Raw genomic sequence first — 22396 nt, forward strand, 5'->3', positions numbered from 1 at the left:
CCATTAAATAGCGTGACTTGGGTTGAACAATAATAACAACGACAGGATGGCGCGTATGAACAAAGGTACATTAGCACTACTCATTTCAGGCTTAATCACAATTCCAACGGCAGCGATGGCGATGACCCCCAACACCGATCTTAACCTAATGCCTTACCCACAAAATGTAGAGTTGGGGCAGGGTAAAATCACACTTGATAAATCCTTCAGCATTTACATCAAAGGCTACGATTCACCGCGCGTGCAGTTCAACGCTAAGCGCACCATGGATCGTCTATATCGTCAAACCGGCTTACCGATGTTGAACTGGCATGCCGAGTCGGAAAAAGATGCGACTCTGGTGATTGATATTCGTAATGCGCCCAAGTCAGAGGTGCAAGACATTAACAGCGATGAATCGTACCAACTTGAATCGCGTAATGGTCAGATCATCATTCGGTCTGAACGCCCTTACGGTGCTTTCCATGGTTTAGAAACCCTCTTGCAGTTAGTGACTACGGACGCGACTGGCTACTTTGTGCCTGCGGTGTCGATTCAAGATGAGCCACGTTTTCCTTGGCGTGGCGTTTCTTACGATACTTCCCGTCACTTTATCGAACTTGATGTGATTCTTCGTCAACTCGATGCGATGGCATCAGCAAAAATGAACGTCTTCCATTGGCATATTTGGGATGACCAAGCGATTCGTATCCAGCTCGATAATTACCAAAAACTGTGGCAAGACACCGCAGATGGTGATTACTACACCAAAGATGAAATCCGCTATGTGGTGAATTACGCGCGTAACCTTGGCATTCGAGTTATCCCTGAAATCTCTTTGCCGGGACATGCTTCGGCAGTAGCGCACGCTTACCCTGAATTAATGTCTGGTATGGGTGAGCAATCTTATCCGCATCAACGTGGCTGGGGTGTGTTTGAGCCGTTAATGGACCCGACCAATCCCGAACTCTATAAGATGCTGGCGAGCGTGTTTGACGAAGTGGTTGAGCTCTTCCCAGATGAGTACTTTCATATCGGCGGGGATGAACCAAATTACCAACAGTGGAAAGACAACCCGAAGATTCAACAGTTCATCAAAGACAACAACCTGGATGGTGAACGTGGTCTTCAATCGTATCTGAACACCAAGGTTGAACAGATGCTGGAACAGCGCGACAAGAAGATGACTGGCTGGGATGAAATCTGGCACAAAGACCTTCCAACCTCGATTGTGATTCAAAGTTGGCAAGGGCACGACAGTATAGGTCGAGCAGCCAAAGAGGGCTACCAAGGCATTCTCTCAACAGGCTATTACCTAGACCAGCCGCAGCCAACCAGTTACCACTATCGCAATGACCCAATGCCGAAAGGAATCACCGTTGATGACCAACTTCATCAAGGTGAGAAATTCGCGACTTATGATTGGGTGAAACCACGCAACAAAGGTGGTCCACGTACAGGTAATCTAACCATTATTGAAGCGACAGACGGCAGCTACCGTGCGTTTACCGATTACAACGGCAAGTCTCGTGAAGAGGTGTTCATCATCGAGTATGTGCCAGGTGTGAAGTTTAAAGGCCACTTCGATAACTTTATGTCTTACACCGAATTCAACTATGACTTTGCGGATGGCAAGTTGAAAGACACCAGTTACCAATTGATTGGCAATGTTCGTTGGCCTGCGACTGGAGAATTGGTCGCGAGCAGTGACATGCAGGGGAGTGTCATTCCTGAGCCGAACGGTGGCTATCCAGCTGAACTGACCGAAAAAGAACAGCAGTTAATTTTAGGCGGAGAAATCACTATCTGGGGTGAAAACCTCGATTCAATGACCATCGAGCAACGCTTATGGCCACGAAGTTACGCGATTGCTGAGCGTCTATGGTCGAGTCAAGAACTGACCGATGAGCGCAGCATGTACAAGCGCATGAAGGTGATGGATACATGGTCTGAGATTTCACTTGGTCTACGCCATCATGCTGACGCCCATATGATGTTGAAACGTCTTGCTAATGGTGCAGATGAAACGCCGCTACAAACGTTAGCGAAGTACATCGAGCCGGCTCAATACTACGCTCGTCATTGGGAGAAGTGGATCTCTACGCCAAATGAAGGCGATTTGTACAACCAGTATGAGCGACTAAACCGCTTCGCGGATGCACTGCCAGTAGAAAGCCTAGCAGTGTATAAGATGAAAGACTTGGTCGCAGCTTATGCTCTAGGTGATAAAGCTGCGTTGGATGCGTTAGCGATGCATTATCAAAGCGTTAAGTTAGCAGCGCAGCAAGCCAAACCTATTTTCGTGGCCAACGTGGCGTCAGTAGAAACGGTGCCAGTTGCAGAAGCCGCAATCAAAGTTGCCGATTTAGGTTTAACCTTAATTGAGCTCACCAAGCAGGGCAGTGACATTAGCCAATCTGACGCTGAAGCGTATCAACGCATCATCAATGAAAATGCGATTATTTTTGATGAAACGATTGTCGCCATCGTAGTACCAACCGAGCAGTTGCTTCACACTTTAACCGATTGATAACTAAAAGGGATTGCCGTCTCGTAACGCAGGCGGCATCTTATCGGTTAAGCACTCTTTTATCTCCTAAAGGTTTCCCATGATAGTAAATGGTCACTTACATTTTTATGTAGGCACCTATACCGATTCACCAAGCCAAAGTCAGGGCATTGCGTGTGTTTCTCTCGATACTGCTACTGGCGCATTAACGCTCACCAATGAACTTGTTCCAGAAGCGGTGAAAACGGTTCGTAACCCTTCTTACCTTGCGCTCAAAGGAGAGGGTTTATATACCTTTAATGAAGTCGATCGCTTGGAAGGTGCAGAGCTGATATTTGCTGAAAAAATAGACAGCTATGGATTGCCAATTGAAGGGGACTACCCTTGCCATATCGACATTAAAGATGAGTTACTCGCTGTTGCAAACTACGGTTCCGGCAATGTAAGTGTTTACCAACTTGATGAGAAAGGTAAGCCATTGAAATCCATTGCAGAATTGTATGTAGAAGGCAATGGTCCCAATATTGACCGTCAAACTTTCCCTCATGCCCATCAAGTCACTTTTCTAGAGCATTCCGCTCAATTGGCTGTGGTCGATTTAGGCACAGACAGTGTTCACTTCTATGACTACGACAATGATGGTGAGACAGTTGAGTTTTCACTTTCTCAAAGCATCGCTGTGCCTGCTGGTTCTGGGCCTCGTCATTTGGTCTTCAATCGTGATGAATCTGTCGCGTACGTTGTTTGCGAATTGTCTGAAACGCTGGTGGTACTTCGCAAGCAAAACGGACAATGGAATCTGACTCAGCAAGTTAAACTGCTAGCCGATGAAGAGAACAAAGAAGCGGCGTCTGCTATTCGTCTCTCTGCGGATGAGCGCTTTGTCTATGTCTCATGCCGCGCGCAAAATCTGATCAGTACATTTGATGTAACGAGTAATACTCCGGTTCAAATTGCCGCGTCCGATTGTGGTGGCGCGTTCCCAAGAGATTTTGTTTTATCCCGTGACGGGCAGTGGATGCTCGTTGCTAATCAACATTCACATAATGTCGCTAGCTTTCACAGGAATCCGGAAACTGGCGCTATCACTCCAACCGGATATTCGTGCGACATCGGTGCGCCTGTGTGTTTGGTTGAGAAGCCGTAATTAAGAGAAATAACATGACAATTCATCGTATTAATCCATGCAAACGTTGGTCAGATGTAACGGTATTTAATGGCATAGCCAACTTTGTTGAGGTAGCAGAAGCAGATACAACTGCAGATATGAAAGGGCAAGTACAACAGATTTTCGACCAAGCTGAGCAAATGCTAGCCAGTGTTGATAGCGATAAATCGCGCATTCTATCTGTGACGATTTACGTGACGGATTTTGCTAACTTTGATGCCCTTAACGAAGTATGGGATGCGTGGTTCCCTGAGGGCTGTGCACCAAGCCGTGCTTGCGTCAAAGTTGAATTGGCGAACCCTGAACTGTTGGTAGAAATGGCGTTTGTTGCTGCTGCGGGTGAGAAGTTCCAGTAGTTCGACATCACTCTACTTAAACCATCAAGCTCAGCGTTATATAGCTCAATAACGCTGGGCTTTGTTTTATTGGGCTAATGCTAAAGACAAACTAAAGGTCTACACAAAAATCTTGCCTTTCATGTAGAGCACGCCGTCGCCAGATACTCTTACTTGTTCGCCAGTAACTTCACAGTGCAAAATGCCTCCGCGCTGAGAAGCTTGGTAAGCGACCAGTGATGTTTTGCCTAACGCTTCTGCCCAGAACGGTGCTAACCCAGCGTGAATCGAGCCAGTTACGGGGTCTTCGTCACCACCATTTGCAGGCCAAAAGTAACGCGATACAAAGTCTTGTTGATCACCTTTCGCGGTAACGACCACATCGTAAGGAGCGAGTGTCTTGAGGTGCTCTGAACGGTATTGAACCTCAAGTACCTCCTGCTGGTTGCCGACCACCACGAAATACGCTTGAGGGCTAAGCAGTACGCGTTCCACATCGCAACTTAGGCCATCAATCAATGCCGAGGGAATATCAGAAACGGCTTTTGGAGGACGAGCAGGGAACGTCATCTCGATCTTACCTTGCGCATTCTTCTCTACGGTGAGGGTCCCTACTTCCAGAGTATGAAATTCAATCGTGCCATTAATGCCAAACTCATCAAACAGAACTAACGAAGAGGCCAGTGTTGCGTGTCCACAGAAATCGATTTCAGTAATCGGAGAGAACCAACGAATCTCATATTGGTTTGCGCCAATGGACTTTAGGAAAGCCGTCTCTGATAAGTTGTTTTCTGTCGCGATATTTTGCATCAATTCTGGGGCTAGCCATTCCTCTAACGGTATCACCGCTGCTGAGTTGCCTTTGAATTGCGTATCGGTGAAGGCGTCCACCACGTAGATATCCAATTCCATTTTCCTTCCTTGTTCCGTGAGCGATTAATTAGCATAAACCAAGTGCAATTAAGAGAGTAAGAAATTTGTGTTAGAATCTTAAAGTGTCAAAATTATAGATTATTTTGTGTTTTTTGATACTTACTGACAAGGATTCGGACTGCTGGGTACTTACACTAGTGTTGAATTCATTGAAAGGAAGAAAAACATGAAAGCGATCTACAAATCAGTTTTGGTATTGAGTGTTTTTGCGGTCGGTTCTGCCCATGCATTTGAACTCGTGAGTAGAGATATTCAAGAAGGCCACCCGATGGCGAAGACATTTGAATACTCTGGTTGGGGATGTGATGGCGGGAATCAATCACCACAATTGATGTGGAAAGAAGCTCCAAAGGGCACAAAAAGTTTTGCGATCACCGTGTATGACCCCGATGCGCCAACAGGCAGTGGTTTTTGGCATTGGATAGCGTTTAATATTCCATCCACCGTTAGCGAGCTGCCTCGAGGCATTGATATGAACAAGTTAGGCGGCAAAGAATCTCGTATTGACTACGGCACAACGGGGTTCGGCGGCGCGTGTCCTCCAAAGAATGATGGGATGCATCGTTACCAGTTTACGGTGTGGTCATTGCCAACTGAAGAACTGAATTTGGCTGAAAACACGCCTCCAGCCATTGTAGGGTTTACTTTGAATAGTGTTGCTTTGGGTAAAGCGACATTAACCACGACTTACACGCGATAATTGAATATAAGGGGAGAGAATGGGTCACCAATATCAGGTTACGCTGTTTCGTGCGGAGCAGCAGCAGAAGCTTCGTAATGTCAGGATTCACTCCCCAAGCCTTATTCAGATTGTTAAGGGGAGTAAACATCTTTTCTGGAAAGATGAAGTACTCGACATCCATGATCCAAATATCATGCTTTGTGAAGCAAATGCATCCCTAAATTTTGAAAACCTTCCTCTACAAGGGCGATTTCTTTCTCGAATGTTCAGTTTTCACTGTGTGCCTAGCGATGAAATGTTGGAGCTAAGCATGAGCAACGCATTAGGAAACTATGTACCCGTTGTTGAGACAGATAAAGCATTGAAAGCGACGTTAAATGCTTTGTTTTCGTTTGAGCGGGAAAGCTTAAGTGAAGCGACACAACGCTATTGGATTATGGGCCTATATCAGCAGCTAGCTGAGAGAGGGTTATTGCATCGGTTGTTCTCGAGTTCACATATCTCTTTTAGTCAGAAACTTAGTCGTTACTTATCGCGCTCTCCAGGGGATGAGCATCCATTAGACATGGCCGCGGGGCACTTTGCTATGAGCCGAGCAACATTGATACGCAAACTGAAACAAGAAGGTACCCAGTATCGTGAAGTATTGGCAGAAGTGCGCTTAAATCACGCACTTTACTTGATGCAAAATGGCTCGTATAACGTTGCGCTGCTAGCACAGTTGTGTGGTTATCAGTCAGAGGGGCGTTTTAGCCAACGCTTTAAAAGTAAGTTCGGCCTAACGCCCAGCGAGTATATTAAAACGGTAGTGAGTTAATGTTTTACCGCTTTTGTATTTTTTGTGCTTTTTAGGTTAGCCATAATATTTGGCCTTCATTCGCAATGCTACATTCACCAAAGCAATCAACACAGGCACTTCGATCAGCGGGCCAATGACACCAGCAAAAGCTTGGTCTGAGTTTAGGCCAAACACCGCGATAGAAACCGCAATTGCCAATTCAAAGTTGTTGCCTGTTGCCGTGAAAGCAATCGATGCATTTTTGTCGTAGTCGATGCCCATTTTCTTACCAACGAAGAAGCTGACAAAGAACATCAACACAAAGTAGATAGCCAGTGGAATTGCTACACGGAATACATCCATTGGCAGTTCAAGAATCATTTCACCTTTTAAGCTGAACATCAGTACGATGGTCGCAAGTAGGGCGATAAGCGTAATTGGTGAAATGCGTGGGATGAACACGTCGTTGTACCATTGTTCACCTTTCGCAGCGACCAGCCATTTGCGGCTTAGGAAGCCCGCTAGGAATGGGATACCAAGGTAAATCAGAACGCTTTCCGCGATGTCCATCATCGAGATATCAACCACGAAACCTTCGTAACCAAAGACTGGTGGCAACACAGTGATGAATAACCATGCCATCACACTGTAAGTCACGATTTGGAAAGCGCTGTTTAATGCAACTAGAGCTGCACCGTATTCTTTGTTACCGCCACCGATATCGTTCCATACCAATACCATGGCAATACAACGAGCAAGACCGATCAGAATGATACCAACCATGTAACCCGGATGATCACCTAGGAAAGTCAATGCAAGGATGAACATTAAAATAGGGCCGACAATCCAGTTCATGACTAAAGACAGCGTGATCGCTTTTTTATCTTTCGTCACTGTACCTAGCAGGTTGTAGTTCACCTTTGCTAGCGGCGGGTACATCATCAAAATCAAACCAATCGCGAGCGGTACGTTCGTGCTGCCGACTGACATTGACTCATTCCACTCAGCAACTTGAGGGAACGCTGCGCCAATACCTACACCGATTGCCATTGCGACAAAAATCCACACCGTTAGGTAACGGTCCAAGAAGCTCATTTTGTCGCTGGCACTATTTAAAACTTGAGTAGTCATAGTGTTCTCTTATTCGTTTATCGTCGAAAGGCGATAGTTGAAGGTATAGTTTATCTCTGCACGCCTGACCAGCGTGCAAAGGGAATTAATCAAATAACTTGGAAAAGCCTAGATTGAACTGATCAAACGCGTCGCGCTGAATGCGGTAACACACCTTAGGTGGGTTTGGCTCGGCGCTGATAAAGCCTGCTTGCTTGAGAATACGCAAGTGCTCGGAAACAGTAGATTGCGCAAGACCCAGTTCAGAAACCAAATCACTGTTCAAACAACCACCCATGGTATCGAGCGTGTGCAGGATATGCAGAATGCGCAAACGTGCTGGATGCGACAAAGCTTTTGCTTGCGCTGCGAGAGTTTGTTCTTTCTCGAGCTGTTGTTGCGTTGTCTGAAAAACAACTTCGCACGTGTCCTTGCACTTATCACTCATTCGCTGGCCTTAATAGTTAATCGTCGAATTGCGATAAAGTGTACGCCTGCTCTGTGGAAGATGCAACAACTCGATGAAAAAATTAATCGTAAAATAACGATGAATAAAAAATTGAAAAAAATATATGTTTTAAAAACAGTGATATAATAAAAAATTAAGTAGGTTACTAAAAGTTAACTAATTGCACTATATTTCTAGGTTACCATAATAAACCACATCCGACGCACAATGGTTACTGCGTCATCTTGTGAACTTATTTAAAGGTAATCCCATGAGCAACGTACTGATCATCAATGCACACGAACCATCACCATATTCAGAAGGTCGTCTAAATGCTTCTCTTGTCGACAAAGCACAGACGCTTCTGCAAGCAAAAGGCCATGAGGTTCGCGTTGTGACAATGCAAGATGAGATCAACGTAGATGAGCAACTCGCACACTTTGAGTGGGCTGATCGCGTGATCATCCAAAGCCCAATCAACTGGATGTCTGTGCCTTGGTCATTCAAAAAATACATGGACGACGTGTTTACTGCGGGTATGGGCGGCGCACTATGTGCATTCGATGGCCGTAGCGCAGAAGAACCAAAGAAAAACTATGGTACAGGCGGCACTCAAACCAACAGCAAATACATGCTGTCACTGACATTCAACGCGCCAGAAGAATCGTTTGATGATGAGAGCGAATACCTATTCCAAGGTAAAGGCGTGGACGATTTGATGCTCCACATGCACGCTAACTTCCGCTTCTTTGGTATGTCAGCACTGCCTACATTTGCTTGTTACGACGTGATGAAGAACGCAGATATCGAAAACGATTTTGTTCGTTTCGAAGCTCACATTAACGAAAACTTCTAATCCTTTTAGAAAGATAGTGCGAACTGAATGATGAATTGAGATGGACTGCTGCATGCGGTCCATTTTTATTTGTTTGCGGCGAGGTGACGTTTTTATTACTCTAAAGCACTAAATGTATCTAGCTTACTTTTCGTTACCTAGATTAGGTGCGTATCTTGAGGTGTATTGTGGAAAGCAGAATCAGTGTAGATAGCAAAGGTCGTAAGTCAGTGGCGAACGTATGTGCGGAGCCATGTGCTATCGAGAAAGGGATGCGTCTAATTGGTGGTAAATGGAAAGGTTCTCTGATTTATCATTTGAAAGACGGCCCAGTTCGTTTCAATGACTTAGCACGCATGCTAGGCGGTGCAAGTAAAAAGATGATCGACCAACGCCTTAAAGAGCTAGAAGCGGAAGGTATGGTGGTGCGCAAAGTGATCAGCGACCGCCCAATTGCCGTAAGCTATGAACTAACAGAGTTCGGCCGTACCGCACTTAAGATTCTTGATGATTTGCGAATTTGGTCTGAAAAGCATCAAATTGAGCTTCGTTAAGACCAAAGTAGTTAATCGCAAACGTTACTCTCTTTTGAAAGCTGATTAACAATACATCGCCGTTTATACCCAAGTAACTTAGATGTGCTTCATTTAAATCGTAATTTGTTTCGTAAAACAACGTACTCTTTCGAGTCAGGCATATCGAGGCTACTTGAGCATAATCGTACTTTTTAAGTTTTTGATTTTTAGTTATTATTTTATCATACTTAATAAGTTGTAGAATAAATCACTCACTTCAGTTGAATTTAAAAAAGCACTATTTAATTCCAGTTTCTTTTCAAAATCGGAATATTTATCGAATTCCTCTTTCTCAACTAAACCTATTGGTGATTTGTCGTTAACGTGGTTTTCATATTTTTTGATGGTATATAATTTAGACTTTTCGTCAAAATATTGAATTATCTTAATGTTAACGTCAGGTCTCTCCGTATTATACGTGATCGTAATTTTTTCATAATCTTTATTAATCGGAGTCGTAAGCCCTGTAGGGTAGATGATTTTAAACCCATTAATGTCATTCTTCTTCGTGCTTTTATAATGTTTTGAGTATGAAAAGTTTTCAATTGCACTTTTAGTGACGATAATTGACTCACCTTTCTTTAAACCGTATTCGGTACATTCATAATCGTCGACAACCGTAGAATTTCTTTTCTTTTCAATCAGGTAGGACATGCTTGCAGATGTCCCTCCGTGTTCCAGTTTTTGTTGGTTTACAGAACAATAGAAATGACCTTTGTCCACCGTCATTGCGTTGACTTGTTCCGGATTTGAAATGGTGGGATGTATATCTTTTGCTGGATCGTTGTCGCTTCCTCCTGAACCGCATCCAACTAATCCGATACAAACGGCCATATAAAGCAAAGAGATTTTATTCATACTGTATTTCTCAATTAAGATGTGTGATTGCAAATAACGATTAATTACATTTTTATAAAGTGAAATGTTTTTTATTTTAATTGAACGGTGTTTTATTGATAATTTAATCGTTTGCTTTTATTTTGTCTCTTACGGTATCTATGTTTTCATTTATGGTATGAATTATTAGATTTGCACAATTGTGAGTTGCAATAGGATAATAATCGCTAGCCAACTACTTGTGTAGGTACCGTTATGATTTATATATCCGTTAAGTCTAAGTTTTTAGTCTTAATTTCATGTATTTATCGTGAAAGTGACTTAGAAGTAAATAACTAACGTTGTTTGAGGGGAGCCTGGGCTTCACTGATCTTGTTTTTCATCAAGGCGTTGTATAATGAACAAGGACTCTATTTCCAACTTGTTGATACATATCAGATCTCACGGATCTGATATGCATTCCAAGTTATTCTCACTAAGGCAAGAATCCTAGCTTATTTAAGGATAGAAAGTTTACTTGGGTGTAGAAGATATTAGTAATCCAATGTGCCACGGATAGGGTAGTTATTGTTTGGATCGCGAATCCATGCCAATCCGCGTGATAGCGCGCCAAGCTCAGGGCGAACAAACGGGTTGTTTGAAATATCCACCACGTGTAAGTCGCCGTGTTCATTCACCACAAACAGACCTGGTTCTGCGAAATTATGATCGGTTTCCTGTTCAGATCGAGGAATAGATACATACAAGCCTAGCGTTTTCATTTGTTCTTCGGTCAGGCCGTAAGCGATAGAGAAGCTGATTTCGAGTTTCTCTAGATGCCCCTCTAGCTGTGCTTTTGAGTCGCCAGAAACGGCAAGAATATCGACGCCAGCATCAGCGAAAGCCTGTTTGTAACTCTCAAGCTCGTTGAGGTACTTAGTACAAAGAGGGCAGTGTTTACCACGATAAACGAATACTGCTCGCCAAGTCGCATCACCTTGCGGCTGACCCAACGTTACGCTTGAACCATCTAGCAAAGTGGCTTGAAGATGAGGGAAGCTGTCGCCCGCTTTAAGTTTCACTGAAGTTGCCATATTGACTCCCGAATTGGTGGTGTATATCCATGAATGCCCCTTTCTCAACAAAGCGATTGGGGGATGAGACTTCAATGTAGACTCTGTTTTGCGGTGTTTCAACTAGTTAACTTTTAGTAACCTGCAATAAGGTAGTAGAGTGCAAAAGATGAAAAAGCAGAACTTAAGATACAACGAAGTGGGGGTGTAGTATCAGGAGCTAAGTTCTGCTTGAGGTTAGGCTATGACCACTGGAACATATCGTTAAGATAAACCAGAGTCATCACTTCTATTTTATTACTCGATTGAGCTAGGCGTTGCTGAAAAAAGTACGCCATCATTGGCTTCTTCATTTTTTCCTCCTTTAGCTGACGAGTAAATTATGTGTATAAAAGGGGATATAAAAAAGAGAGTGCTTTTGTTGGCTTTTTTCCTAATAACGTAAATATATGGGGCTTTAAAGCCGAATTTGGAGGTTAATTGTGGAAAAGGGGAACAGATAATTAGGAAGTTTTCTTATTTTATTACCGCCAACTTAAGTAAACTATTCCTATCCACAAACTTCACAGATCTAAGGTTGATTCAGTGTCTGATCTCAATTTGTTTCGCTATTACCAACGATTACTCTCGTTTAGCGTTGGTGATGAAACAAAAACCACGTTACAGGACATTGCCGACATCATGTTCACTTCTTCTCGGCATGCTCGTAGCCTGCTAACGCAGATGCAGCAGAAGGCGTGGTTGAGCTGGCACCCGAAAGCTGGGCGGAACCAACGATCGACTCTTATTCTGAATATGGAGTTAGACGTTTTAAAAGAGAGCTTGGCTCTTGAACGTATCAAGTTAGGCAAGTATGAAAAAGCACTGGCGATATTAGATGAAGACGAAATGGCATTTGGCCGTTTGTTAAAAACAACGTCTGGTGCTTCTGTGCAAGAAGGACAGCTCAATATTCAATTAACCTATAAGCGAATGTTTGAGCGCGTCGTTCCACATCAACTTCAGCGTAGCAGCGAACGTTTCTTATTAAGGCAAATCTATTGTTGCTTAGTTTCGAGTGATCACAATGGGAAAGTGCAACCAGAACTCGCACATCACTGGCGTTATGACGAAGACACCTACGAATGGACTTTCTACCTTCGTCCAGGTCTGACTTTTCATAATGGTAATTCCATTGATGCAGAAACAGTGGTTAGCTTGTTTGCAAAGTTGAGTTCACTACAGTATTACGAAAAAGAGTTGGCACATGTTGCTAACATTACTGCGCCAACGCCATTGAAAGTTGTTTTTAAGCTTAATCGAGCTGACTTGGGCTTTGCTGGACTTATTTCTGGAGTGAAATACGGCATTCAACCAGTAAGCCAAGTTAACGTAGCGAATAACAAGCTGGTGGTCGGAAGTGGCCCATTCTCTGTTGTCGAGCACAATGAAAGTCGTTTAAAACTGCAAGCATTTAATGGTTACTATGCATGTAGAGTTCTAACGGATTTGGTGACTATCTGGATTGTTAATGACGAGCAAATGGAGAACCCGTCATTGGCAGCAAATACGTTGCAAAGGGATGCTTCGCCCGAGGAGGATTTGTGTGGACACTATATGTCGACGCAAAACCGAGAAAACTCATCGGCGAGCAAGCGTAGTCGAATAGAAGATGGTTGCTTATTCGCCTTATTTAATCAGCACGCTAAGCACAAACTCTCTTTAGCGCAGCGCCGTTATATTAGTGAGCTAATTCAACCTGAGCACTTGGCCGAAGTGATGCGCCGCGAGAATATTGTATTTGGGAGTATACCCGCTTATAACCTGCTACCAGGTTGGAAGCCAGTGCTCCGTCCGTTTAGTGAGCCGCTTAAGTTACCTAAACACATTACGATAGCAGGATATAACTATACCGCGTTGCGTCGCTGTGCGCGGGCTATTTCTAATCGTTTGGCGAGTGTTGGCAGTAAAGTAGAAATTGTTATGTATTCCTATCGTGAGCTGAACGAGAAAGCTAAGAATGGTGAGCTAAATGAGACGATGGTCGTGACGAACATAAACCTAGATGATAATCGTCATGCCTCAGCGTTCACGAACTTCTTCAGCAACGCTGTGCTATTCCACACTTTGGGAGAAAAGAACGCACAATGGTTGGATGAACAACTACAGAGAGTCAGATCTTTCGTTCCACTTGAGGACTACCTTAATGCATTGGAGCCAATTGCATCGACGTTGATCAGCGAATACTGGATTGCACCCATGTTCCACCATACACAAACTTTGCGTTTCCAAGGTGTTTTAGAAGACGTCGCTCTTACTAACTGGGGTTGGCCAGATATTCGCTCGGTGTGGTCAGCGGATTAACTACTTTAGTTATTGAGCAAAGTGCTGCTTCACAAATTCAATGAAGGCTCTGGTTTTCGCCGATTGATAGATAAGTTGTGGGTACACCAAGTAAACCGCGTTGTGCCGGTGGTCGGTTTCTTCCGATAGAACCTGCACTAGACGGCAGTGCTCAACGTCTTGTTCGACAAAGTAACTTGCTAACCGAGCAATGCCATTGCCAGACAGGGCTGATTCTTTGAGTAAGCGGTTTTCATTGCTTGAAAGCCAACCTTGGGTTTGAACTGTTCCCGTTTTTAACGGCCACTCTTTTTGATGCAATGTGGTTAAGCATTGATGCTCTTGTAAATCATCTAATGTCTCCGGCGTACCTTCTTCTTGCAGATACTGAGGAGAGGCAACCAGCCAGTGGTGGTAGTCCAAAAGGTGATGAGCAATCATATTCTCTGGCGGCGTTCTTGTCGCTCGAAACGCAAAATCAACGCTGGTTTCTGTCAGATTAAACGCTTGATAGCTAGAAAGGATCTCGAACTCTACGTTTGGATGTAAAGCGCGAAACGCTACGCACAAATCATGCAGCACCGCTTCAGCAAACATCTTGCGAGCGGTAAGACGAATCAGACCGTCTATTTGTTCAGATCGCTGACTTAAACTCTTTTCCATTTCCATTACGCGGCGTTTGAGATCTTCCGCTTGTGCAAAGATCGATTCACCTTCTGCCGTCAATCTCACGCTGCGTGTGGTTCGAACAATCAAAGGCGTTGCGAGTTCCGATTCCAAGCGCTTGATTTGTTCCGGCAGGTAACTTTTAGAAATGCCAAGTTGCTCCGCTGCCCTAGAAAAGTTAAGTGTTTGAGCCACTTCAGCAAACAGCATCAGTTTTTCGATTCTCTTATAATCTGCCATCTTGATTGCTCGTCTTTATTGTTCGCTTTAATTGTTCGGTAGCGAGGATAATGAATTCGATTTTACGGTATTAAACTAATTTTTACGAACGGTAAGATGGTTCGAGTTAATTTAAGAAATTGAAGATGCAGAAATCGGAAAAGTGAGAATAACGATGAACAATCCAACACTACCGCTCGCCAAAACCTTACCTAACGTTAGCCGCTTGGTCTTCGGCTGTATGGGACTTGGAGGGGAGTGGAATCGCAACCCATTAACCGCCCAAGATGAAAACCAAGCTTATGCCGCTGTAGAGGCAGCATTAGAGGTTGGCATCAATCTCTTTGATCATGCGGATATCTACAAATTCGGTAAGGCTGAAGAAGTGTTTGGGCGCATCTTAGCCAATGACTCAACCTTACGAGAACGAATGTATCTGCAATCAAAGTGCGGCATCCGTCTAGGAGATGAGCAAGGTGTTAAGCAGTATGACTTCTCTGCCAAATGGGTGACGGCTTCTGTTGAGGGCATTCTTGAACGCCTTGGCGTGGAAAATCTTGATGTTTTGATGCTGCATCGTCCTGATCCTTTGGTTGAATTTGAAGAACTGGGCACAACGCTAAAAGCCCTGAAACAAGCTGGCAAAGTTAACCACTTCGGTGTTTCTAACATGAACAGTGCTCAAATTGACCTTCTTCAACAAGCAACGGGCGAAGTTGTTGTGGCGAACCAGTTGGAAATGAGTCTGGCTAAGTCTGACTTTATTAAGCAAGGCATGGGGCTTCCTTCGTCGGAATCTGACTACGTTGCGGGAACACTGGAACATGCCCGTAAGCATAATATCCAACTGCAAGCGTGGGGCAGTATGGCGCAAGGAAGATTCTCAGAGCGTGGTTTACATTCTGATGATCACAACACCAGACAGACGGCGGAGATGGTGATGGCGCTAGCAGCTGAATATGGCGTGTCGTCTGAGGCGATTGTTTTAGCCTTCCTAACGCGTCACCCAAACCAAATTCAGCCTGTTATTGGTACTGCAAACCCACAGCGTATTCGCGCTTGTGCTCAAGTAGAGAACGTCACGCTATCACGTAGCCATTGGTATGGCTTGTTCGAGAAAACCCTTGGTCATGAGATCCCGTAGGAGAGAAAAATGAAATACGTACAAGTTCAAACTCTGATTCAAACGGCATTGGAAATTGCGACTGCTCGCAAGCAGAACATTGCGGTTGCCGTGGTTGATACACATGGAGAATTGCTCGGTTTTGCCCGAATGGATGATGTGAGTGTGCAAGCAGGTTTGTTGGCACATAACAAAGCTTACACCTCGGCTAGAGACCGTCAGCCTAGCGGCAATCTGGGTGCTTGGGCTCGTGAGACGGGTAAGCAGTTGAGTTATTGGACTGACCCGAAGATCACAGGCTTTATGGGTGGTGTACCTGTAGAACAAGAGGGGAAAGTCGTCGGTGCAATTGGTATCAGTGGTTTGGCTGAGCAAGATGATGAAGCACTTGCGATGGAAGTATTAAACGCGCGTTGAGTATAATGTTTATCAGTAGGTGTGATGCTTTGTCCCGCTTTGTACCCACTGTAGGGACTCAAGTTCACAGGCTTCGTCGAGTCACAGTGCTATCTAATAGCCTGAAGTAAGCAGAAGTTGAAATCGCGAACTATGATTAATTTATTTGAAAGCTTTGAGGCCTAAATATGTTTCATAAGGTATTCGTTTCGCTATTTTTTGTTCTCCTCTCAGGCTGTGGTACGAGTGACAGCGCGTTAAAAGAGAGCGGTTATGATGAAGCTTATATCCAAGGCTTTCATGACGGTCGGCATAGTGGTATGCAAGAGGCAGGGAATGATTTTGAACACTATATTAAGGACGAAACAAGGTATCAAACCGACTCAGATTATCGACAAGGCTGGGATGCTGGTGAGGTAGAGGGTAACAAGTTACAAAAGCAGGCGACCGCGATAGGACAAGGCATGATTGATAATTCGTATGAAGAACGTGATGTCTTTGAGCCTGATAAAGTGGCGAAAGATGCAATAAAAGGCGTTGATACATCGGAATTAAAAAGCCTAGAGTAACGGACTGATATAAAGAATAAAACTCGTCATTTGACGAGTTTTATTTTTGTCTAAACGATTCATGTTTCAACGCTCAACAGGACATTCACGTTTGGGTATGAGTAATGTGGTTAATCACCTTTCTTGTTCTTTTGTTCAAGGATTAACGATAACAGGCGAACGAGCAGGGACTGAGCTTCCGGTGAGAGCAATCGCGCCACGGCCGTTAAGTCATTTGCTGTGACATGCTGAACATCACGTACATCTAAGGCAATATCTAGGTCAGTCAAATGAAGCGAACGCAATATGGCACGATATTGTGAGAGTTTAAGATCGGACTCTCCGCGCTCGATCCTTTGATATGTTTTTACGCTCATTCCAGCGATGTTTGCCATTTGCTCACGGGAGAGGCCATTCGATTTTCGTCTTGCGATCAGTGCTTGAATTATAGGGTCTACCTGCATGTGCTCTCCTGAAAGGACAGTTTTGACCTAAACGGAGCAAGAAGTGGACCAGTTTAACCACCACATATTTACCTGCTTTGCAATCAGTATAAAAATAACTGTCTTATAAAAACGTAAATATTTTAGTCAGTTATTAACTCAATGGAAAAGTATCAATCATACAAATCAATAGAAACGAAAGCTTCTATTCGCAAAATGCAACGCATTTTAGATCATTTATTTAGTGAAATTGATCAGCAACATCGTGAGACTAAAGAGAATGTTGTGACACTGATTCAACAGTCACAACAGCGATTGATGAACTACAAAGAGCTTTACCTTCACAAAGAATCGATAAGTGAAGTAGAGCTGCGGATGGCGCATGAAAACATGAGTGAGACTGAGAAGCAGGTCGCCGATATGGGTATTCCAGTGTTAACTTATATCATTGGCGCGCTAGATAAAGCGTATTAACACAGTCGTAAAGTCGGGCGATACAAGATTTACGCAATTTCGATCAATTGATGACATCTAAAAGAAAGGATGCAAATGCTGGGGAACCACACCCAGCATTCGGACACTCATTTACCTATATTTTCGAACCGTAAATCAGTGTTTAGAGGTATGTGAACCGAACAGTGTCGGTACGCAGCGAATAATAGCGATATTGTCCGATCTAGGCTACGTCCTTGGAATCTAACACCTTCACTTAAACTGTAAATTAATCTGTACACCCAGCCAAATTGAGCCATTGAGCACGTTCTTCCTTCTCTTTAAGCGATAAAAGACTAATTAGTGACGAAAAAAACAACACATCTTAGGTAAAAGATAAGAGTTGTTAAAATATATCGCTATAAGATTGACCTTTTGCTTTTCAATCGTCCTGCTTATGCCTTACAATCTTTTCGAACCAAATCCATTCATAACGAATGGGGTTGATGAATTAAGATGAACAATTTTGCTTCGAACCCAAAGTTGCGCACATTTCATCAACGATGACATCGCCAAAAACGACTCTCAAGTGTTCATGTACAAATGATTAACCACCTTTTGTTGCGTGTTTTCTTAGCCATACAGGGCTCTTGTAACATAGTGCTCTTGTAACCAAATTTTGACTAAGTCGGAGCGTTTTGTTGTGTGCTTTAGATAAAGCACAACTGGCGAGAAATTAACGGATTGAATTTAGAGGTATTAACCGTGAACCTAAAACTTGTCGGCAGCTCCCTGATCGTTGCAGGTACTGCTCTTGGCGCTGGTATGCTTGCTATACCAATGGTGCTTGCTCAATTTGGCCTCCTTTGGGGCACTCTTCTTATGTTGTTCATCTGGGCTGGAACGACTTATGCTGCGCTGCTCCTTCTTGAAGCCAGTTGCAAAGTAGGTGGTGGTGTGAGCATGAATGCAATTGCTCGCGAAACGCTTGGTAAAGGAGGTCAGTTAGTAACCAACAGCTTGCTTTACGCCCTGTTAGTTTGTCTATTAATGGCTTACATCATTGGTGCGGGTGATCTGGTACAAAAAGTAACAGCCTCAATTGGGCTTCCAACATCTACGATCTCAAGCCAAGTCGGTTTTACTCTTTTAGTTGGTATCATTGTTTCGGCAGGTACAGGGGTAGTAGATAAGCTGAATCGCGGTTTGTTCCTAGGCATGATCGTAGCGCTGATCCTGACACTTTTTGCGCTTGCACCAAGCGTCTCGTTTGAAGGACTTGATGAGGTTGTGAGCGACGATAAAATGGCACTTATCAAAACCAGTTCGGTGCTTTTCACCAGTTTCGGTTTTATGGTCGTGATCCCATCGCTTGTAACTTACAACAAAGAAGCGAGTAAAACACAGCTGCGTAATATGATTATCGTGGGCTCAACTATTCCGCTTGTTTGTTACCTATTATGGTTGTTAGCGGTTGTCGGCAACCTACCACCTCATGAGCTTGTTCAATACTCCAACGTAACAGAGTTGATCTCGGTACTAGGTCAGCAATACGAGGGCTTAGAGTTCATCCTATCCATGTTTACTGGTTTGGCACTACTAACGTCGTTCTTAGGTGTTGCAATGGCGCTATACGATCAAAATGCAGACCTACTGAAAGCAAGTAAGCCAGTGATTTTTGTTACTACTTTTGTGCTACCACTATTAGGTGCTGTATTTGCGCCAGAACACTTCCTAGCTATTCTCAGCTACGCGGGGATTATTCTTGTGTTTCTCGCGGTCTTTGTCCCATTATCAATGACCATGAAAGTGCGCCGAGTGCCGGTAGAAGATGACAATATTTATGAAGCTGGTGGCGGCGCAATGGGAATGAGCATGATCTTCCTATTCGGCTGTTTCTTGCTGTTTGCCCAAGCAGTATAAAATCACGCTAGCTTATTTAAAAACTGAGCCGCTCGTAGTCAAACGGGCGGCTTTTTTGTATTCATAGCCGAACCCAGGCCACTCGAAGTCATCAGCATTTGTGATGTTTGACGTTTCTCTGATAATCACGGTTAGCGCTGACTTTTTAGTAAAACTCCTTAGCGAAAGGCTGACATGTACAGTGATTCACCCTTCTATTATATCGATGTTGATATGAATAAGAGGCTCTGTTGTGTCAAAGCAATTATCTTTTGCCATGGTTGGCGTTATGTTGTCTTTAGGTGTGTTGAGTACAGAAGCGGTGGCTGACCCGAAGCATAAGCATCGACATCGGTACGATCACCATCATGCGCATCACCACCATCATAAACACAAGCATAAACACAAACATCGTGACGTTATTTATGTTGAGAACCGACGACCAAGGCGCAGTTACTATTACCATGACCGAATTCCTCGGAATAGTACCTACATAAAGATTGGAGATTTCACTTATCTAAAAGTGGACGACCGTTATTATCGCCGTTTTAAGGATCGCTATATCCATGTCGAGTTCAATTAAACTTGAAAGGACACATAGTCGGCGTTCTTGTAATGTTGAGCTTAAAAGCACCAACATGGCACACGTAACATCGACCAATACTAGGGTAGAGGGTTAAAAACAAAAACAGCGAGCCGATGCTCGCTGTTTTTGCTTAGATGAGTGTTAGACAGTAAATCTATTTAAGATTTGATCTTGTTTATGTACATCTTCTTGTTGCGCCTGCATCGCGTCGTTGGTTCGATTTGCCGATTCGGCGACTTGAGTCGATAGGTCTTTAATATTCACCGTATTGTTGTTGATCTCTTCAGCGACAAGGCTTTGCTCTTCAGCTGCTGAGGCAATTTGCAAGTTCATATCGGAAATACGCTGAATCGCGTCACGAATGCGTTGTAACGCACTATTTGCTAAACCCGCTTTTTCAACGGCCTCTATAGCACTACCTTTGCTTTGATGCATGGCATTTGCCACAGATGAAGCGCCAGATTGTAGTTGCTCAATCATAGTACGAATCTCTGTTGTCGACTCTTGAGTACGTTGTGCCAGTGTACGTACTTCATCTGCAACAACGGCGAAGCCTCGGCCAGATTCTCCCGCACGTGCAGCCTCGATTGCGGCATTCAACGCGAGTAAGTTTGTTTGGTCCGCAATATCGTTGATGACTTTTAGAATCGTTTCGATATTGGCGGTAGCAGATTCCAACACTTGTACTTCTTCGACTGCAAGGTCAATGCTATCGGAAAGCATGTTTATCGTTTGTGTCGATTCACCAACGATAGAAGACCCCTCAACCGTTGCTTGGTCGGCTTCTTTGGCTGCACTTGCCGCACCTTGCGCATTATTAGCAACCTCTGTCGCGGTGACAGACATCTCATGCATCGCGGTAGCAAGTTGTTCTAGCTCTTGCAGCTGCGTGTGAATTGCGCCTGCCGAGTCTTTTGCGCCCTCAGCGGTGATTTGAGTTCCGTTTAAAATTTGATCAGAAATACGTTTCGACTCAATGATTTGCTGTTGTAAGTTCTCCATGAACGTATTGAAGTTTGTGGCAAGCTCAGAAAACTCTTGGTCAGTATCTGTTTCGAGGCGTTGTGTAAGGTCGCCTTTCCCTGATGCTACATCTTTAATCGCATTGTTTAGCGTGTCCAAAGGACGCATGAGAGTGCGAATCAACAGAGTTAGGGCGATAATAGATGCAATCACGGCAATGATTGAATAAATAATAGCGTTGTTACGAAGCTCTCCTACGGCAGAATAGGCAACAGCTTCATCGATCACCGAACCTACATACCAGTTCTCGCCAGGAATGTGAGTCAGGTTAACCATGTAGCGGTTGCCATCAATCTCAACATGTTGTGCTGATTGCGTAAGTTCGATTTGCGGGAGGTAGCTACCGACCTTCTCGCCGTTATACTTACTTTGAGGGTGAGCAATGGTTGTGCCATCAGCGGTGATCAGAAATAAGTAACCAGCATCAAACAGATTCACTTGGTTGACCAGATCAGAAAGGGTAGTTAATTCGAGGTCATAAAACATACCGGCTAAAAACTGGCCATTTTCTTTTACTGGCGTACCAACAGAGATGATAACGTTTTTCGAAGACGCATCGACGTACGGATCGGTTACGACCAAATCGCCTTTGCTCTTAGCTGCAATAAACCAAGGACGCTGACGTGGGTCGTAGTCTGGACCCGCATCCCAGCCGTCGTCATTTTCAATCACAAAGCCATTACTTTCATAACCAAAACCGATGGCAAGGAAGCTGCTTTTTGGCGTGGGTCTTTCAAGTATGTTTTGAACATAGCTATGTGAACTGGGGTCAAGCTCAATCACTTCAGTAATGGAGCGAGCGAGATCCTTCTTTGCATTCATTTCTGATTGCACAGTGTTACCAACACTGGTCAATATCTCGTTGACACTTGAGTCGATTTGCTCCTGAGTTTGGGAGCGGATGGTCATAACTTGTTGTGTCGACAATAACGACACGGTAATTAGCAGCAAAAATGAAGAGGCTGTGACAACCTTATGTCTGAATTTCATGAGCTTTCCTCTGATTCTCCCGGTTGGTTCCACTTTGCTTTCGCCTCTTTTAAACCGAGCGAATTGGGCATAAAGAGAAACCTATTGTGTTTGGTTATATTTTTATCGACATCTTTGTCAAAAACATGAACTCATTTGTCGTCTTTTTTAACTAAATTTAAACAAAACGATAGTTTACGTTAAAACTTGTGAGTGTGATCATGTTTGCGAGCTCGATTAATGAAATCGTCATAATGAAAAGAATTGCTTAACAAACAGTGGTATCAACTGGTTTTACAGGTGAGGTGATGAAAATTTTGTTGGTGCTGACAGGTGTTTTTGTTTAAGTTTTGTCTTTGTAAATTATGAGCTTTTTACTAAAAGCCTAATGTGGACGGAGTTTTAGGTATAAAAAAGGCCCCGACGATGCGGAGCCTTTGTTAATTGACGTGTGCCGTCCTAAATAAGGTTGACACTTTCCACCCCCAAAATTGGAGAGTGTTATGAAATCAACAACTAAAAGAAC

The 22396-nt window shown here is 43.8% G+C and carries 22 protein-coding genes; 14 read left to right on the forward strand and 8 right to left on the reverse strand.

Annotation, left to right across the window (positions count from 1 at the left end; translation table 11 throughout):
* The first annotated feature begins 55 nt into the window (after positions 1-55).
* From R7E38_RS13565 to R7E38_RS13575, 3 genes are all read left to right on the forward strand, one after another.
* Positions 56-2509: a beta-N-acetylhexosaminidase gene (locus tag R7E38_RS13565; protein WP_262664419.1), complete on the forward strand. Its 2454-nt coding sequence runs from the start codon at positions 56-58 to the stop codon at positions 2507-2509.
* A 79-nt stretch (positions 2510-2588) separates the two neighbouring features.
* Positions 2589-3635, forward strand: coding sequence for a lactonase family protein (locus tag R7E38_RS13570; RefSeq protein ID WP_226084260.1), 1047 nt, complete (start codon positions 2589-2591; stop codon positions 3633-3635).
* Between the two features lie 14 nt (positions 3636-3649).
* Positions 3650-4012 carry a RidA family protein gene (locus tag R7E38_RS13575; protein ID WP_005534602.1) on the forward strand — a complete coding sequence of 121 codons (363 nt, stop codon included), beginning with the start codon at positions 3650-3652 and terminating at the stop codon, positions 4010-4012.
* A gap of 99 nt (positions 4013-4111) precedes the next feature.
* On the opposite strand, the gene R7E38_RS13580 is transcribed toward R7E38_RS13575, so the two are convergent.
* Entirely contained in the window at positions 4112-4903 is a 792-nt protein-coding gene (locus R7E38_RS13580) for a PhzF family phenazine biosynthesis protein (RefSeq protein ID WP_226084259.1), read from the reverse strand.
* 187 nt (positions 4904-5090) lie between these two features.
* Between R7E38_RS13580 and R7E38_RS13585 the strand changes: the two genes are divergently transcribed.
* Together R7E38_RS13585 and R7E38_RS13590 are read left to right on the forward strand one after the other, a co-directional pair.
* Positions 5091-5624 carry a YbhB/YbcL family Raf kinase inhibitor-like protein gene (locus R7E38_RS13585; RefSeq protein ID WP_158173167.1) on the forward strand — a complete coding sequence of 178 codons (534 nt, stop codon included), beginning with the start codon at positions 5091-5093 and terminating at the stop codon, positions 5622-5624.
* A 19-nt stretch (positions 5625-5643) separates the two neighbouring features.
* Complete coding sequence (locus R7E38_RS13590; protein WP_226084258.1) at positions 5644-6423, forward strand: helix-turn-helix domain-containing protein; 780 nt, start codon at positions 5644-5646, stop codon at positions 6421-6423.
* A gap of 36 nt (positions 6424-6459) precedes the next feature.
* Here the strand turns inward: R7E38_RS13590 and arsB are convergent, their stop codons facing one another.
* Positions 6460-7515 (reverse strand): ACR3 family arsenite efflux transporter, encoded by a 1056-nt coding sequence (arsB, locus tag R7E38_RS13595; RefSeq protein WP_005385145.1) that lies wholly within the window; start codon positions 7513-7515, stop codon positions 6460-6462.
* 85 nt (positions 7516-7600) lie between these two features.
* Positions 7601-7942, reverse strand: coding sequence for an ArsR/SmtB family transcription factor (locus R7E38_RS13600; RefSeq protein ID WP_005375451.1), 342 nt, complete (start codon positions 7940-7942; stop codon positions 7601-7603).
* Positions 7943-8213: 271 nt separating this feature from the next.
* On the opposite strand from R7E38_RS13600, the gene R7E38_RS13605 reads away from it, so the two are divergent.
* Positions 8214-8798, forward strand: coding sequence for an NAD(P)H-dependent oxidoreductase (locus R7E38_RS13605; protein WP_158173166.1), 585 nt, complete (start codon positions 8214-8216; stop codon positions 8796-8798).
* Between the two features lie 167 nt (positions 8799-8965).
* On the forward strand, positions 8966-9331 hold the full coding sequence (locus R7E38_RS13610; RefSeq protein WP_005375456.1) for a winged helix-turn-helix transcriptional regulator: 366 nt from the start codon (positions 8966-8968) through the stop codon (positions 9329-9331).
* Positions 9332-9526: 195 nt separating this feature from the next.
* Here R7E38_RS13610 and R7E38_RS13615 read toward each other — a convergent pair whose 3' ends face one another.
* Positions 9527-10210, reverse strand: a complete 684-nt coding sequence (locus R7E38_RS13615; RefSeq protein WP_025768479.1) for a hypothetical protein — start codon at positions 10208-10210, stop codon at positions 9527-9529.
* Positions 10211-10722: 512 nt separating this feature from the next.
* Positions 10723-11262 (reverse strand): redoxin domain-containing protein, encoded by a 540-nt coding sequence (locus R7E38_RS13620; protein ID WP_005375460.1) that lies wholly within the window; start codon positions 11260-11262, stop codon positions 10723-10725.
* Positions 11263-11826: 564 nt separating this feature from the next.
* On the opposite strand from R7E38_RS13620, the gene R7E38_RS13625 reads away from it, so the two are divergent.
* The gene (locus R7E38_RS13625; RefSeq protein ID WP_186585179.1) at positions 11827-13584 is read left to right on the forward strand and encodes an SgrR family transcriptional regulator; all 1758 of its coding nucleotides are present in this window, start codon (positions 11827-11829) and stop codon (positions 13582-13584) included.
* Positions 13585-13593: 9 nt separating this feature from the next.
* Here R7E38_RS13625 and R7E38_RS13630 read toward each other — a convergent pair whose 3' ends face one another.
* Positions 13594-14469: a LysR family transcriptional regulator gene (locus R7E38_RS13630; RefSeq protein ID WP_318081838.1), complete on the reverse strand. Its 876-nt coding sequence runs from the start codon at positions 14467-14469 to the stop codon at positions 13594-13596.
* A gap of 154 nt (positions 14470-14623) precedes the next feature.
* Here R7E38_RS13630 and R7E38_RS13635 point away from each other — a divergent pair, with 154 nt between their 5' ends.
* The 3 genes from R7E38_RS13635 to R7E38_RS13645 all read left to right on the forward strand — a co-directional run bounded on the left by R7E38_RS13635 (position 14624) and on the right by R7E38_RS13645 (position 16536).
* Positions 14624-15592, forward strand: coding sequence for an aldo/keto reductase (locus R7E38_RS13635; protein ID WP_033906813.1), 969 nt, complete (start codon positions 14624-14626; stop codon positions 15590-15592).
* A 9-nt stretch (positions 15593-15601) separates the two neighbouring features.
* Positions 15602-15988: a GlcG/HbpS family heme-binding protein gene (locus tag R7E38_RS13640; protein ID WP_005375465.1), complete on the forward strand. Its 387-nt coding sequence runs from the start codon at positions 15602-15604 to the stop codon at positions 15986-15988.
* Between the two features lie 167 nt (positions 15989-16155).
* The gene (locus tag R7E38_RS13645; protein ID WP_318081839.1) at positions 16156-16536 is read left to right on the forward strand and encodes a hypothetical protein; all 381 of its coding nucleotides are present in this window, start codon (positions 16156-16158) and stop codon (positions 16534-16536) included.
* A 110-nt stretch (positions 16537-16646) separates the two neighbouring features.
* On the opposite strand, the gene R7E38_RS13650 is transcribed toward R7E38_RS13645, so the two are convergent.
* The gene (locus R7E38_RS13650) at positions 16647-16979 is read right to left on the reverse strand and encodes a helix-turn-helix transcriptional regulator (protein WP_005375470.1); all 333 of its coding nucleotides are present in this window, start codon (positions 16977-16979) and stop codon (positions 16647-16649) included.
* Between the two features lie 141 nt (positions 16980-17120).
* On the opposite strand from R7E38_RS13650, the gene R7E38_RS13655 reads away from it, so the two are divergent.
* The 3 genes from R7E38_RS13655 to R7E38_RS13665 all read left to right on the forward strand — a co-directional run bounded on the left by R7E38_RS13655 (position 17121) and on the right by R7E38_RS13665 (position 19875).
* Positions 17121-17432, forward strand: coding sequence for a hypothetical protein (locus R7E38_RS13655; RefSeq protein ID WP_005375472.1), 312 nt, complete (start codon positions 17121-17123; stop codon positions 17430-17432).
* Between the two features lie 723 nt (positions 17433-18155).
* Positions 18156-19313 (forward strand): amino acid permease, encoded by a 1158-nt coding sequence (locus R7E38_RS13660; RefSeq protein ID WP_005375474.1) that lies wholly within the window; start codon positions 18156-18158, stop codon positions 19311-19313.
* Positions 19314-19545: 232 nt separating this feature from the next.
* Positions 19546-19875 (forward strand): hypothetical protein, encoded by a 330-nt coding sequence (locus R7E38_RS13665; protein ID WP_206958952.1) that lies wholly within the window; start codon positions 19546-19548, stop codon positions 19873-19875.
* Between the two features lie 144 nt (positions 19876-20019).
* Here R7E38_RS13665 and R7E38_RS13670 read toward each other — a convergent pair whose 3' ends face one another.
* On the reverse strand, positions 20020-21891 hold the full coding sequence (locus R7E38_RS13670; RefSeq protein WP_025768473.1) for a methyl-accepting chemotaxis protein: 1872 nt from the start codon (positions 21889-21891) through the stop codon (positions 20020-20022).
* Positions 21892-22396 lie beyond the last annotated feature (505 nt).

The organism is Vibrio sp. Vb2131 (genome assembly GCF_033338535.1).
In the GTDB taxonomy this organism is placed as follows: Bacteria; Pseudomonadota; Gammaproteobacteria; order Enterobacterales; family Vibrionaceae; genus Vibrio; species Vibrio alginolyticus.